We start from the raw sequence: 14,476 nt of genomic DNA on the forward strand, positions 1-14,476 counted from the left end.
CGTCACTCTTCTCCGACCTCGCGCGACATCAACGCGGCGACGGCCTCGCCCGCGGGGATCTCCCGCGCGAAGGCGGCCGCGCACAGCGTGATCACGGGCGCGTGCAGCTTGACCCGGCGGGTGTAGGCGGCGATCCGGCCGGCGCTCTCGAGGCCCTCGAAGTAGGTGCCGCCGATCGAGCCGATCTGCTCGAACGGCTGGTTCTCCGCGATCGCCCGCCCGATCGCCAGCTCGGGCCGCTCGTCGCCGGCGACCGCCGCCATCAGGTCGCCGAAGCCCGCCAGGCCCATGAACGTCTCGTGCTTGCCGCCGAGCACCACGCCGATCCGCGCCGCCTCGGCCATCGCCCGCGTCGCCAGCATCGCCTGCGCCGCCGGCCCGAGCCCGTGGCCCTGGGCGAACCCGATCGCGGTGGCGAACAGGCCGACCGCAGTCGACGCGAACTCGGCCCCGGTGACGTCGTCGGTGCTGTAGAGCCGCACCGACGACCCGCCGATCGCCTCGCGCACCGCCGCCCGCACCTCGGGGAAGCGGCTGGCGACCACCCCCCCGCTCGGCGCGCCGGTGATCAGCGCCTCGGCCACCAGCGGCCCCGCCAGCGCGCCGACGCGGCGGCACGGCGTCTCGCTGCGCAGCACCTGCGTCAGGCCGTGCAGGTCGTCGCCGACCACCCCGCGCGAGATGTGGACCAGGAAGTGGCCGCCGTCGAGGTGCACGCCGAGCTCGCGGGCGATGCTGGCGACGTACGGCGACGGCACGGCGAAGAAGATCAGCTCGGCCTCGGCGAGCGCGGCTGGCCCGGAGACCAGGTCGATGTGCTCGGTGCCGGCGCGCTGCGGCCGGCGGCTCCACAGCAGCGCCTGACGCCCGGCCCGCTCGACCGCGTGCGCGAGGCCCCAGCCGAAGTTTCCGCCTCCGACGATCCCGACCGGCGGCGCGCTCATGCCTTGCCTCCCTGGTTGACGATGCTGCGCGCGGCGGCCAGCGTCTCCTCGGTCGCCAGCTCCTCGGCCCACGGCAGCAGGCGGTTCTGATAGAACAGCAGCAGGTTCGGATCTTCGATCAGCACGTCGTCGCCGACCTCGCGCGCGACGACCTTGGTGTGGTAGTCGCGCCAGGCCGACAGCGCCTCGGAGACGAGCCGCTCCGGCGACTGCGAGCGCAGCACCGGCCCGACGTGGACCCGCCCCTCGGCCTCGGCCCGCAGCAGGCGGTCACGCGCCTCGGCGACCTCGCTCACCAGCTGCTCGCGCGGCATCGCCACCTCGCCGCGGCGGCGCTGGCGGCTGAACAGGTCGAGCTCGGGCGTGGCAAACACCAGGTAGCGGTAGAGCACGTGGGCGACCAGCTGCGTCCAGACGATCACCGTCTCGCGCTGGTACTCGCGGGCGATCGCGTCGCCGAGCTCGCGCGTGTAGCCGGCGTCGCGCGCCGGGTCGACCGACGGCACGCCGCGGCGGCTGACGTACGAGCCCGGGTCGACCGGCTTGCCCGACGGCGCGATCGACCGGCCCTCGTCGTCGACGGGGTTGCAGAACGGGTCCATCGCGTCGCCGAAGCGGACCACCAGCGCCGAGCGCAGCGTGACCAGCTTGGTCAGGAACGCGTAGACCCGGTCGACGCGCGAGAACTCGTCGTCGTCGATGATGTAGCGGGCCTGGCCCGCGCCCTTGAGGTGGTCCTCGATCAGCGTCTCGGCCTCGAGCACCAGCGCGTAGTTCAGCGTCGCCGGCACGAAGAACACCGGGCGGTGCAGCCCGCGCGACTGGTTGCGCGAGAACGCCTCGACCGCGGTGCCGGCCAGCCCGAGCTTCAGCTTGCGCTCGATCGTCCCCGAGCGCGAGCGCGTGCCGCCGGGGAAGAACAGCGAGTGATAGCCGCGCTCGATCATCAGGCACGAGTAGGTCTTCAGCGCCTCCTTGTAGAGCATCGCCGAGACCCGCCGGTCGACGCGGTAGGCGCCGAGGTTGTGCATGAAGAAGCTGATCAGCGGGTTACTGAACAGGTTCTTGCCGGCGCCGTAGACCACCGGCGGCAGGTTCTCGCGCATCAGCACGTAGCCGAGCGCGACCGAATCGAGGTTCGACGAGTGGGTCGGGACCAGCACCAGCGTGCCGATCTGGGCCAGCCGGCGCAGCTTGTCGAGCGGGCCCTCGGCGGAGATCAGGGCGTCGAGCTGGGCGAAGCCGCCGGCCAGCAGCTGGTTCGGCAGGCCCATCGGGTTCATCACCGCCGTCAGCACGCCGGGGATCAGCCGCGTCGCCAGCTTGTACACCCGCGGGTCGAAGTTACCGGCGATGTCCTCGGCCATGACGCGGGCGATCGCCCGCAGGCTGTCGGCCCGCTCCTCGTCCGACATCTTGCCGAGCCGCTTGACCAGCCGGCGCCACGAGCCCAGCGCCTGGTCGGCCTCGGCGTCGCCCTGCGCCGACAGGCGGCGGATCTCGGCGTGCCCGGCCTCGTTGAGCGCGTACAGCAGCTTCTTCGGATCGGCCGCGAAGTGCTGCTCGGTCCGCCGCACGACCTCGGCGATGATCTGCTCGCGCTCGCCGTTGAAGCGGAAGATCTGCGGGTCACCCGGCTGCGGCCTGGGCCCGAGGATGGCCGGCAGGCGCAGCGGGCGGGACAGCAGGCGGTGCACGAACGAGCGCATGGGCCGGGGGAGCATAACCGGCTCGCGGCGCCGCAACTACTCCCACGGCGTCACGCGGGTGCGTCGGCGCGAGCGCGCCGCCCGTCACCGCGCGGCGAGGGGCTCGCAGTAGAGCGAATAAACCTCGTTGGTGTAGCCGGGATCGCACACGCAGGTGGGCTTGGCGTCGACCGCCACGCACTGGCCGGCCTCGCCGCAGAAGATCCCGCGGCACACGTTGAACTTGTCGTAGCAATAATCGCCGTCGGGGTCGCACACGCTCGTCGGCTCGTTGCACAGCCCGCCGGGCGCGCAGAAGCCTCCGGGCGAGCCCGGCGGCGGCTCCTTCGGGCCCGGACCTTCGTAGCACGCACCGCCGAGCAGCGCGCCCAGCAGCGCCACGCCCAACCACTCGCGAACTCCGTGGTGGCCTGTCGTCACCCGATCAACGTAGCCGCAAAACCGCGCGCATGGGAAGGGCGGCGACGACGGGCCCGCGAACATGGACGGTCGTCGCCGGGCCTCGGGGCCAGGTCGAGGCACTGCGGCACGGAGACCCCGCCGCGCTCCTCGACGGCTATTCCGGGGGTGCTGCTCACAGCTCTGCGGGCCTGGCATTCGCGCCTCGGGCGCGTGTTTTCCTCCGCCGTCGGCCCTGGTACCGTGCCCGGGATGATCGCGCACTCGATCCCGGGACCGGCGCGAAGGCCCGTCCCGAAGCTCGCTGCGGCGTTGCTCGCCGTCACGCTCCCGATCACGACGTTGCCTCTGCCGGCGCTGGCCGGGGATGTCACGCCGGCCAGCGCCGCAGGCGTGCGCAAGACGGTGCAAGATCGCGCCAAGCCGATGCTCTCGAGCGATCCCGGCGGCGCGGCCGAGCTGCTCGCCGGCGAGGCCAAGAAGACCAGCGACCCGGTCCTCTACATCGACGCCGGCGAGGCCTTCCTCGCCGAGGGCGTCGCCGAGCGCGACAAGGCGGCGCTCGAGCGGGCCGTCGAGCACGCCTCGATCGGCATGGACATCGCCGCCTTCCAGCAGGACCCGCGCTGCGACCCGGCCTGGCAGCACCTCGACGCCGGCGAGTTCGACCGCGAGATGACCCGCGGCAAGAAGGTCGTCGAGGACAGCGAGAAGGCCATCGCCGACCTCGACAAGCCCGTGGAGGCCCCGCCGCCGGTCGAGGAGCCGAAGAAGGAGAAGGGCACCCCGCGCGACGGTCGCGGCCTCATCGCCGGCGGCGCGCTGGCGACCGTGGTCGGCGTCGGCGGCCTGGCGATGATCGGCGCCGGCCTGGCGCTCAGCAGCAAGGCGCAGAAGGACGTCGACGCGCTCGACCCCTCGGCCATCGACTTCGACGCCCAGTTCGCCGACATCGACAAGAAGGGCAAGACCGCCAACGTGGTCGCCTACGCCGGCATCGGCGTGGCCGCCGTCGGCCTCGGCGTCGGCATCGCGCTGCTCGCCCTCGGCGTCAAGAAGCGCAAGGCCTACCGCGCCGAGCACGGCGCCGACGAGACCGCGCGCGTCCACGTCGCCCCCGCGCTCGGCTACGGCTACGGCGGCCTCACCCTCGGCGGTCGCTTCTGACCGTGAGGACATTCCCCTTCGACCAGGAACCATCGGCCATGTCCTTCCGTACACCCGCCGTCCTGTCCGTCCTCGCCCTCGCCCTCGCCCTCGGCGCCGCCGCGCCGGCCCGCGCCGCCGCCGCGTGCTCCGACGCCAGCGGGGTGTGCCTGTCCGACGACAAGGCCAAGTGGGAGCCCGACGCGTCGCTGTCGGCCAAGCAGCTCAAGGCCAAGCGCAAGGGCCCCGCCTGCAAGGTCGCGTTCGAGATCGACGGCGGCCGCGGCAGCGTGTTCGTCAACGGCCGCTACGCCGGCACCGCCCCCGACGCCAACCTGTCGCTGCTGCCCGGCAAGCACGACATCCAGGTCCGCGACGGCCAGAAGATCCTCGCCGAGGGCGTGCTCACCGTGCCCAAGACCGGCAGCCTGCAGGTCACCGTCCGCCACGGCTGAGGTCCTTCTTCAAGAGAGGTGAGACCGCGCGAGGCGTGCTCGATCGCGGCAGCCTCCACGGTGCTTCGGCACATCTTCTTTCTCGAAGATGTGAGACCTCGCCGAGGCGTGCTCGATCGCGGCAGCCTCCACGGTGCCACGGCGGATCTTCTCTTCAGAGAGAAGTGGAACCTCGCTGCCGGACCCGCGCGACGGGCAGGCTCCTCGTCGGCGCTCCGCAGCACGGACGTATCCTCAAGGCCAGGTGAAGCTGCACCGGTGTGCCTCCAGAGTCGCAGGTCGTCGGCGTTGATCTGTCCTTTGGAGCAGACCGACGGACCGGAGTAGCTCGCGCGCATCGACCTGTCTTCGCGGCCAGGTCCGTCGTCACGCGGCGCTCGCCGGGCCGATGCGGACGCCGGTCGGACGCGACCGTCACTCGTGACCTGCGCCTCACCTGCGGGCCTCGGAGCGCGCCGGCGCTTCGACTGCGCCGATCGGCCGGATCGGCCTCGCCGTGACACGACCTCGGGCGGCGCGGGCGCACTCGGCTCGCGCACCTCTTTCGCGGGGGGCAGGCGCTCGGCGGACGAGCAGGGACGTGCCGACGCAGCGACCGCGCCCGCCGGCGTCATCTTCGCGGTGTGAACCACCGCTCTCGCGTCCGCCCGCGCGCCCTCGGAGCCGCGACGTCGGTCCTCTGCCTCGCCGCCTGTCCCCCCTCGGAAGGGCAGGCCCTGCGCGGCGCGCCCGGGGTCTCCGTGTTCTCCGCCGAGTTCGCGCTCGACGAGCCGGTCGTCGCCGCCGCCCCGGGGGATGCCCCGGCACTCGGCTTCAGCGGCGACCAGTGCCTCGCCGTGTGGCGCGACTTCCGGACCCTGCGCCCGCAGCTCCGCGGCGCCCGCATCGGCCTCGACGGCGAGCTCCTCGACCCGTCGGGCTTCCTCGTGCGCGACGTCGCCGACAGTTACAGCGTGCCGTCGGTCGCCAGCGACGGCGTCGACTTCATGGTCGTCATGCCCTCGGTCGACGGACCGATCCACGCCACTCGCGTGCTCGCCGACGGCACCGTCCCCGACCTCGACGGCGTCCTGCTCGCCACCGGCGGCTGGCTCGGCGCGCTCGAATTCGACGGCACCGACTTCCTGTACGCCTGGACCGGCGCCCCGGGGCTCCACGTCGCACGCCTGAGTCCTTCGGGGCAGGTCCTCGCCACCGGCGAAGAACCTGTCCTCGCGGACATCTCGCCGAGCTCGCTGGATATCGCCTTCGACTGGCAGCACCACCTCGTGGTGTGGCAGCGCGAGGCCGGCTTCGGCTCCCGCGTCGTCGAGGCCGCCCGTCTCGGGCTCGACGGCACCCTGCTCGATCCTGTGCCCATCACGATCGACCCGTTCAGCGGCATGGCCGGGCCGGTGGTCGCCTTCGACGGCGTCCAGCACGTCGTCGTCTGGGGCCGCAACGTCGAGGGCGATCCGGAACCGGACAAGCTGATGGCCGCGCGCGTCACGTCCGCCGGCGTCGTCCTCGATCCCGGCGGCCTCCTCATCGCCGAATACGACGGCGAGTTCGACGGCTTCTCCCGCATCGACGTCATCGGCAACGGTCTCGGTGCCACCGTGGCGTGGAGTCGCGACGGCTCCGACGACGGCGGCGATTTCTGGCTCGCAGTCGAGACCGCCCGGATCGGCCTCGACGGCGCGATCACGAGGAGTGCTCCGCTCCCCGGGGCCCGCGGCATCGACGTCGCGCTGGCCGGCCACGGCAGCGACGACGCCCTGCTCGCGTGGAGCGCCGGCGGGTCGAGCCCCGACGAAAACTTCGCCCCGATCTTCGGCCTGCGCCTCTCGTCCTCCTCCGGAGCGGCGATCGAGCCGTCTCCGCGGCGGATCTCCGGCCACGCCAACGCCCAGGAGGTGCGCGCCGCCGCCTCGGACGGCGACGACTTCCTGGTCCTGTGGACCGATACCCGCGACCTCGCCAGCCAGGGCCGCGACCTGTTCGCTACGCGCGTCACGCCTGCGGGCGTGGTGCTGGATCCCGCCGGCATCGCTCTCCCCGGGCACGTCGACGACGTCGACGTGGTGTTCGACGGCCAGAACTACTGGATCATCGGTCTGCAGTACTTCAATGACAGCGACCAACAATCCCGCGCCGTTCGCCTCCGTCCCGACGGCACCATCCTCGATCCAAAGCCGCTCCCTTTGCCCATGTGCGAAGCCTTTCCCGCAGCGGCTCGCGGTGACGCCGGGGTGCTCTTGCTGGGCCCCAGCTGCGAGTACGACCCGCAAGTCGGCTACCATGAGTTCGCCGCGATCCTCCTCGACGGCGCCGGCGCACTCTCATCCGTGCACTGGCTGTCCGAGGGCCCCGACGACTCGATGATCCGCGAGCCCGCTCTGGCGTCGCACGGCGACGGCTTCCTGGCCGCGTGGATCTTCCACGACACGATCTTCGGCCAGCGGCTCGGTCCCACCGGCGCGCCGCTCGGGCCGCGGTTCGTCGTCGTCCCTGCGTCGCCCGGCGTGGCCGTCAGCGACCTCTCGCTGCAGTTCGGCGCCGACGAGTACCTGGTCCTCTGGCAAGACACGCTCGGCCTGCACGCGACCTTCGTCGCGCTCGCGGGCCCGGCAGGGGCCTCGCCGGTCCTGTCGCTGGCGCCGCCCGAGGTGCTGACGGATGGTTGGGGCTGTAGCCGGTTCGCCGGCGCGTGCCCCAAGGCCGTGTTCGCCGACGACCGCTTCCTCGTCACCTGGCGCGCGGGCGCCGGCGGCTCGATGCCGGCGTCGCTCGACCTCGCGGTCGCCGAGCTCGATCCGTCGGGAGCGCTGCGCGGCCCCGTCGCCCTGTCTGCTGCGCCCGAGAGCGAGGGCGCGGCTGTTCTGGCCGTGAACGATCGCGGCGACGTACTCGCCACCTACTCGCGGTTCGTGGCCGACAGCGCCGTCAGCTCTCGCCGGGCCCACGCGCGGATCCTGGCCTCGCCGCCCGACCTCGCCGCCGGCGCGAGCTCGAGCGGCGGCGAGGCGCCGTCGACCAGCGACGAACTCACCACGAGCGCGACGTCCGACCCCACGAGCAGCGGCGAACTGCCGACGACCGGGGGCAGCGACGGCACCGCTGTCCCGACGTCCGGGCCGAGCGAGCCGGTCCCCGACGACCTCGAGACGACCGCCGCCGGCGCCCCGAGCGGCGCCGAGACCTCGGCCGGCGAGCCGCAGCAGTTCGCCAGCAGCGGCTGCTCCCTGCGCCGCGATTCCAGGCCGCCGTGGCTGCTCGCGCTGCTCGCCCCGCTCGCGCGACGCCGGCGTCGCGCGAGCACATGACCCGAAGGACAGGCCGCAATCCTCCCTTCACCCGGCCCGGAAGGACAGGAGGCGGGCGGGCCGCGGCCCCGGATGGACCTCGCGCGGCCGAGCGCCGCGGATCGCTGCCCAGCGCGCGTGTGCCCCTGCGTCACACCCCGTTGATCGCGTCGACCACCGCGAACAGATCGCCGCGCTCGTAGTAATCGACCGCCACGAAGTTGGGGAAATCGCCGCTCGTCTGCATGCACTCGACCACGCGCGCGTGCAGGACCTCGTAGGTGTTGACCTCGATCGCGTTCATCTCGCTCGGCAGGTCGAGCACGCTGTTGACCCAGTGGTTGACGAGGAACAGCGGGTTCTCGGTGCTGCCGCGGTTGAGTTCGCACGAGAAGTCGTCGGGGCTCATGTACGAGTAGGGCGTGTCCCACGCGAGGTCCCACAGGTGGTGGTACCAGGCCGGCGGCGGCCCGCCCTGCTCGGCGGTGACGACCAGGCGGGTGTCGGCGGCGATCATCGCTTCGAGCGTCGGGAACTCGCCGCCCCCGTACACGAACACCCGGTCCTCGAGGTCGAGCGCGGCGTAGTCGGCGGCGATCGCCTCGACGCTGGCCGAGTCCTCGTAGAGGATCGTCACGACTTCGCGCGGGTTGTCGGCCAGGAACGCGGCGATGTCGGCGAGCACCTCGACGTGGGGCGTCTTGCCGTAAGTACATGACCCATGGCACAGGGCCGTCGCGCCCTCGTCGAGGTGGACGTCGAGCATCAGCGCCCGCACCCCGTCGGCGAGCTGGACGGCGACCGTGCGCCGCTGGTTGGCGACCAGTTGGGTGAAGCCCGCGTCCTGCGACGAGTAGCTGTTGTGGGTGCACGGGTAGGCGACCTCGTCGTAGCGGCGCGAGCACAGGGCGACGTGGCCGTTGCAGGCGAGCGCGGGGTCCTCACCGGTCGAGGCCGCGGTCGTCTCTCCGGTCACCTCGGTGGTCACCTCGGTCGGCGATCCGCCAGTCCCTGTCGTCGTCGTCACATCGCCCGTCGATCCGGTCGCGCCCTCCCCGCTGGAGCCGGAGGTGCTCGAGGTCGCCGTCGGACTCTCACCTGCGTCGGTTTCGCTGGCGGATGTCGCCGGCTCACCGGTGCAGGCGACCAGGAGGAGGACGACGAGCGGCGATCGTGGGCTCATCTGCGCAGGATATCCGACGCTCGCCGATCGCTGCACCGCGCGGGCTCGCCCGTCGCAGTTCATCGCGGGAGTGATACGCTGGCGGCACGATGATGAAAGCCTTCCCCTCGCCTACCGACCTCGCTCCCCGTCACGCCCTCGCCGCCGACCTGACGCTCGGCGGCGCCGTGGGGACCCTGTTCGGCCTGCTCGTGGGCCTGTCCGGCTCGACCGCCGTGGCCGCGATCGCGGCGGTGGCGACCGCCCTGGCCGGCTCCGTGGTGGTGCTCCGCGGCTCCGAGACCGCCATCCGTCCCGCCCGCGCCGGCGCGCTGGCCGTGGCCGCGATCGCCTCCCTGGTCTTCGGGACATGGCTTCAACGCCATGACGCGTTCGGCCCGACGCCGGCCGAGGACGTCGCCGCCTGGCAGGCCGCGGGCCTGAGCAAGCGCGACGCGCTGACGGTCACCGCCGGCATGTGGACCGGCACGCCGCTGCAGATGGCGCCCGCCGCCCCGGCCGCCAAGGCCGTCGACAAGAGCAAGCTGACCCCGGCGAAGCGCATGGCCAAGCGCTCGGCCGAGCAGTACTGCGCCGACCTCGAGCGCCGCAAGTACACCCCGACCGAGGAGCTCCGCTCGTGGAAGATGCGCGGCGACTCGTGGCGCCAGGCCGCCCAGTTCGTCGAGACCCTTCCGTGCGGCCTGCGCCTCAAGACGATGAACGAGCTGCGCGCGATCGCCTGCGGCCGCCACTGATTCGCAGGGCCCGCCCAGCTGCGGCCGCACGACCGCCCGACCCGAACGGTCGAGGCCGTGCGGCCGCAAGCATGAGGAAGACCTGCGGCCGCACGAACGCCCCGACCCGAACGGTCGAGGCCGTGCGGCCGCAAGCGTTTGGTCGCCCCGCGAGCCTACCCGGGCCCATCGCCGGCCCTGGCAATCACATGTCCTCAAGGACATGTCACAGCCGGCGCGAGCGACCCGCCCGCGGCTCGGCGGGCGCGAGCACGGACGGCGGTTCCCCGCCGCGCCAGGCGGCAGCGAGCGCGCCGAGGGTGCGGAACGCCTGGTCCTGGCGAAGGTCGAGCTGTTCGCGGCCACGCATGTCGGCGATGTACTCGTCGAGCGTGCGACCGCCACCGGTGATCGCCAGAGCGCCGAGCATGACGTCGATGATCGCCTTCGGATCCTCGATGCGGAGGATGTGCGATTGCGGCAGGACCTCACCCCACTGGCGGAGGATCACGTCGTCGCTGTAGCTGGCGTACACGCCGGCATCGGCAGGGTGTTCGGCGGGCCGCTCCGCAGGGTCGTAGTCGAACTCGAGGATCGTCACCTCACTGTCGACCCCAGTCTCGCCCTTCTCGGAGATCACGCGGGTGAAATGCTCGACCCTGCCGTTGATCTCGACCTCGACGCGGAACTGCGTCGGCCGCTGGTCAGGCTCGTGGAAGCGATAGTTGTGGACGAACACGCGGTAGCGGCCGGCGGGGGCCGAGCCGCGGATCCACTGCACGTTCTCGACCGGCTTGATCGACTCGCCCCGCACGTTCATGTCGACGTCGAGCCAGCCGCCGCACTGGGAACGCTTGTGGGCGTAGTAGATGTGCTCGCCCGACGGCGCGATCACGTGGAGGTCGAGGTCGTTGCGGTTGTCCCAGATCAGCGACGCGCGGATGTCGACGCCTTCGTAGCGGCCGCCGGCCTGGAGGACGCGCTGGCGGATCTCCGCGTCGATGTCGGCGCGCCGCTCCGACATCGACTTCTGCGGGTAGATGAGGAACGTGTGGAACTTGTCCTGCAACTCGCGGAAGATCGTGCGGCTGTCGACGCCGGTCGCGCCTGGCTGCGCGCCGAAGCCGTCGCGCGGGTCGCCGCCGTGGACCGGCTGCGCCTCCGGCATGTCGTGGCCGAGCACGCGCCTCACCTGCTCGGCGCTGACTTGAGGATAGAACCCCTCGTCGCCGAGGAAGAAGAAGTAGCCCTTGGCACCGCGCTCGAGGCACGCGAGCTTGGTGTGGCGGGCGTAGTAGTAGGCCGCGAGCTCGTACGACTCCTGGCCCGAGCCGCCGCCGCCCTCCTCGATCCAGCACTTGCTGAGCGCCTCGTCGAGGCGGTTGTCGGCCTCGAATTGGCCGATCTGGAGCGGCGCCTTGTCGCCGGCGGTCGCGTCACCGATCGCGCAGAAGCTGATCGCGGCGCCGGGCACGTAGCCCTTGAGCTCGATCTGGCCGATGAACAGCGGCAGCTTGGCGTAGATGATGCGGGTGTCGTCGCCGCGCGAGCGCGTCACGTCCATTGCCACCACGATCGGCGTCGGGTTCATGCACTCGCGCACCTTGCCCTGCGCATTGAGCAGCGGGTGCACGCCCCGCGGCCCGTGCGGGCTCGCCTCGCCGCGGTAGGTGAACACGTCGCCGCCGCGCGAGCGCGACTCCCTCGCCACTTCGCCGTCGTAACTTCCGCCGCCCATGTCCGCTCCGGGCGCGCGGAGGATGGTCTTCGGGACAGGTGATGCCCGGGCCGCGCGCCGGCCTGCACGGTAGCGCGGCCGGCTCGACGGCTCAACGGGCGCGAACGCGCCGCCACGCGGTCGGCATCGCGCGGCCGTCCGAGTTTCGAGCGTTCGCTGCGTCCCGCCCACTTCGCCGTCCGCCCGCCGGACCGCGGCGTGCGTGGCTGAGGTCGGCGCGCCCGGACGGGGCGCGACTATAGACAATGACTCTCGGGACAGGTCCGATCTGCCGCCGACTCGCTCCTCGCGCGACCCGGCGGTCGCCGAGATCGCTGAGCTTGCCGAGCAGGCGGTTCACGTCCTGCGTGCGGACCATGCCCTCGCCGCCGAGATCGTGTACGAGGCGTGGCGGGCGAAGTCATCGTGAGCCGGCGGTAGATTCTCGAGCGCGACGGCGCCGTGCGGTCACCGAGGCGTTCGGGCGCGCCGGCCCGGCGCAGCAGGTGCGGGTCGTCGCAGACGTCGACCGCGTCTCGCGGCCTGTCCTGAGGGACATGCACAAAAGTTCAGGGGAACGGCAGCGCCGACACGCCGATCAGCAGCGGGTGGGCGGCGACGATCGCCGCGGCCACCAGCAGGGCCACGCCGGCGCGCCACAGGCCGATCTCGCCGGCCACGAACTGATTGCGGCCGGCGGCGATGGCGGCGAACGGGACGATCGAGGTGGCCGCGGCGTAGCGCTGCCAGCCGACCGGATCGCGACGGGCGCGCTTGCGATCGATGCTGAACATGCCGGCCAGCGCGGGCACTGCGATGGCGATGAACAGCACCAGCGAGGCTGCGTCGCCGTTGGCTGCCGTGTGCGCCGCGGCCCACAGCACGAAGCCCCACAGCATCGGGTGGCGGGTGACTCGCAAGATGCCGCGGGCCGGCGCGGGAGCATGCAGCGCGCGCTCCATGCCGACCGAGGTGGGGTTGGGCGTCGTCAGCGAGCCGACGAGCAGCAGCAGGGCGACCGGCATGACGACCAGCGGCGTCCACAGCGCCGCGTGGCTGGGCACCCACAGGTCGAAGTTGATACCGGGGGCGGCGGCGCTGCGGTACGCCATCACCAGCGCGACCAGGCTGGCGAGCGATAGCAGCGAGAAGATGCCCTGAAAGCCAGGTTCGCGGACCTTGGCGACGATGACGCGCCGCAGCGGTGAACCGGCGACCACGAGGTGGAGCAGGATCCACGCCCCGGCGGTGACGATCAGCGCGCTCAGCTCCGGCGTCATGCCGGTGACTGTCGCACGCCCCGACGGGCGCTAGAAGAGCTTCCAGCCCTTCTTGGCGGGGGCAGCGGGCGCAGCGGGCGCGGCGGGCTTGGGCGCTTCGGGGGGATTTACTGCCTGCGTGTTCGGCGAGGGCACGCGCGGGCCCGAGCCACTCGGCGGCTTGCTGGGCCCGCCGTGCTTGGCGAGCAACGCCCTCGCGCGCGCGAGCAACGGCTGGCCGCGCGCCGGATCGACCATGGCGACGAAGCAGGCGTAGCCGTGCACGGCCGCGAGCACGTCGCCGCCATTGCCCCAGCGCTTGCCCGCGGGGCCGTCCTTCTCGATCTGGAAGAGCGTCGCCCGGAACTTGCGCAGCTCGTCGCGCGGCACCGTCGGCCGGTCGTTGACGACGATGCCGGTGACCTCCTGTCGCCGGCCGCGACGCATCACCCGCGTCTTCTCCGGGTGCACGACGAAGCCCTCGTGCGCGACGATGTCGGCGACCCCGCGCAGCAGCTTGCCGACGCGCTTGCTCTCGGCTGCCTCGCCGCGGCCGCTGAACGTGAGGTCGTCGGCGTAGCGGGTGTAGACGAAGCCGAGCGCCTGGGCGAGGCCGCCGAGGCGGCGGTCGAGGCGGCGGCACAGCAGGTTGGTGATCGCCGGGCTGCACGGCGAGCCCTGCGGCAGGTAGCGCTGGCCGCGGGCCACGAACCACGTGGTACCGTCGAGCGCGACCTCGTCGACGTCGGGCTCGGTGCAGAGCAGCGCCAGCGCGGTCGCTACCGACTCGCTGTAGCCGAGGCGGCGCACTGCGCCCTTCACCCGCGGGAAGGTCACCGTGGGGAAGAAGTCCTTGAGGTCGAAGTTGACGACCACGTCGGCGCCGACGTGGGGCCTGGCGTTGGAGACGATCGAGCGGCCGGCGACGAAGCCGTGGGCGGCGGGGTCGACGGTCAGCTTGGCGAAGATGTGCTCGAGCGCCCACCGCTGGGCCTGCTTGAGGCGGGGCATCGGCGCCGAGATCAGGCGGAAACCGCCTGTCTTTTTGGGCAGGAGGAAGCGGCGGTAGTGGGAGACCCGCGAGACCTTGCGGTTGTAGGCGAGGAAGCGCAGCGCCTTGACCTCGACGCCGATCGCCTTGGCCAGCTCCTCGGCGCCGGCGAGCGGCGGCAGGCCCTCCTTCTTCAGCAGCTCGGCGTCGGATGTCTTTTGGGACATGCCCCCGGAGACATCTTCACCCAGGTGCAGGATCTCGCCAGCCTTGCGGGCCGCCCACTTCTGGGCCCGCTCCTGGCGCTCGCGCTCGCGGCGGGCCTTCGTCTCTTTCTGCTTGCGCCGCGACTCGAGCAGCCGGGCCTTGCGCTGCTCGGCGATCAGGACCTTCTCGTTGTAGAGCTTGCGCGACTTCTCGCGCAGCTCGGCCAGCTGGCGCTCGAGCTCGCCGCGGCGCCGGATCTCCTCGGCCGGGTCGTGCGGCACCGTGCCCTGCGCCGGCCAGAAGCCGAGACGGACCATCTCCTCGAGGATCACCTCCTCCTTGGAGGTGCTGCGGATCCGCTCGTACAGCGCTTCGCGGGATGTCGGTTGGCCGGCCATGATCCAGGCTGTTCCAGAGGCTCGTGAGGGGCGCGTCGGAGGGCGCGTCAGCGGTCGTGCAGCGGCGT

The 14,476-nt window shown here is 72.1% G+C and carries 11 protein-coding genes; 4 read left to right on the plus strand and 7 right to left on the minus strand.

Annotated elements, in window-relative coordinates:
• Positions 1-2: 2 nt before the first annotated feature.
• The 3 genes from O0S08_RS38950 to O0S08_RS38960 all read right to left on the minus strand — a co-directional run bounded on the left by O0S08_RS38950 (position 3) and on the right by O0S08_RS38960 (position 3,073).
• Complete coding sequence (locus O0S08_RS38950; RefSeq protein ID WP_269034547.1) at positions 3-944, minus strand: NAD(P)-binding domain-containing protein; 942 nt, start codon at positions 942-944, stop codon at positions 3-5.
• The gene (locus tag O0S08_RS38955; protein ID WP_269034548.1) at positions 941-2,653 is read right to left on the minus strand and encodes a 1-acyl-sn-glycerol-3-phosphate acyltransferase; all 1,713 of its coding nucleotides are present in this window, start codon (positions 2,651-2,653) and stop codon (positions 941-943) included. The genes O0S08_RS38950 and O0S08_RS38955 overlap by 4 nt, the downstream gene beginning before the upstream one ends.
• An 84-nt stretch (positions 2,654-2,737) precedes the next feature.
• Positions 2,738-3,073 carry a hypothetical protein gene (locus O0S08_RS38960; RefSeq protein ID WP_269034549.1) on the minus strand — a complete coding sequence of 112 codons (336 nt, stop codon included), beginning with the start codon at positions 3,071-3,073 and terminating at the stop codon, positions 2,738-2,740.
• A gap of 231 nt (positions 3,074-3,304) precedes the next feature.
• On the opposite strand from O0S08_RS38960, the gene O0S08_RS38965 reads away from it, so the two are divergent.
• The 3 genes from O0S08_RS38965 (at position 3,305) to O0S08_RS38975 (ending at position 7,958) form a co-directional block, all read left to right on the plus strand.
• Positions 3,305-4,219, plus strand: coding sequence for a hypothetical protein (locus O0S08_RS38965; RefSeq protein ID WP_269034550.1), 915 nt, complete (start codon positions 3,305-3,307; stop codon positions 4,217-4,219).
• A gap of 38 nt (positions 4,220-4,257) precedes the next feature.
• Complete coding sequence (locus O0S08_RS38970; RefSeq protein WP_269034551.1) at positions 4,258-4,653, plus strand: hypothetical protein; 396 nt, start codon at positions 4,258-4,260, stop codon at positions 4,651-4,653.
• 623 nt (positions 4,654-5,276) lie between these two features.
• Entirely contained in the window at positions 5,277-7,958 is a 2,682-nt protein-coding gene (locus tag O0S08_RS38975) for a hypothetical protein (RefSeq protein ID WP_269034552.1), read from the plus strand.
• Between the two features lie 130 nt (positions 7,959-8,088).
• On the opposite strand, the gene O0S08_RS38980 is transcribed toward O0S08_RS38975, so the two are convergent.
• The gene (locus tag O0S08_RS38980) at positions 8,089-9,120 is read right to left on the minus strand and encodes a phosphoinositide-specific phospholipase C-related protein (RefSeq protein WP_269034553.1); all 1,032 of its coding nucleotides are present in this window, start codon (positions 9,118-9,120) and stop codon (positions 8,089-8,091) included.
• Between the two features lie 89 nt (positions 9,121-9,209).
• Between O0S08_RS38980 and O0S08_RS38985 the strand changes: the two genes are divergently transcribed.
• Positions 9,210-9,857, plus strand: coding sequence for a hypothetical protein (locus O0S08_RS38985; protein ID WP_269034554.1), 648 nt, complete (start codon positions 9,210-9,212; stop codon positions 9,855-9,857).
• 205 nt (positions 9,858-10,062) lie between these two features.
• Here O0S08_RS38985 and O0S08_RS38990 read toward each other — a convergent pair whose 3' ends face one another.
• The 3 genes from O0S08_RS38990 to O0S08_RS39000 all read right to left on the minus strand — a co-directional run bounded on the left by O0S08_RS38990 (position 10,063) and on the right by O0S08_RS39000 (position 14,408).
• A complete protein-coding gene (locus tag O0S08_RS38990) occupies positions 10,063-11,547 on the minus strand; it encodes a YfaP family protein (RefSeq protein WP_269034555.1) in 1,485 nt (494 codons plus the stop codon).
• A gap of 575 nt (positions 11,548-12,122) precedes the next feature.
• Positions 12,123-12,833 (minus strand): NnrU family protein, encoded by a 711-nt coding sequence (locus tag O0S08_RS38995; protein WP_269034556.1) that lies wholly within the window; start codon positions 12,831-12,833, stop codon positions 12,123-12,125.
• 30 nt (positions 12,834-12,863) lie between these two features.
• Positions 12,864-14,408: a reverse transcriptase family protein gene (locus O0S08_RS39000; protein WP_269034557.1), complete on the minus strand. Its 1,545-nt coding sequence runs from the start codon at positions 14,406-14,408 to the stop codon at positions 12,864-12,866.
• Between the last annotated feature and the right edge of the window lie 68 nt (positions 14,409-14,476).

The sequence above is a fragment of the Nannocystis punicea genome, assembly GCF_026965555.1.
Lineage (GTDB): Bacteria > Myxococcota_A > Polyangia > Nannocystales > Nannocystaceae > Nannocystis > Nannocystis punicea.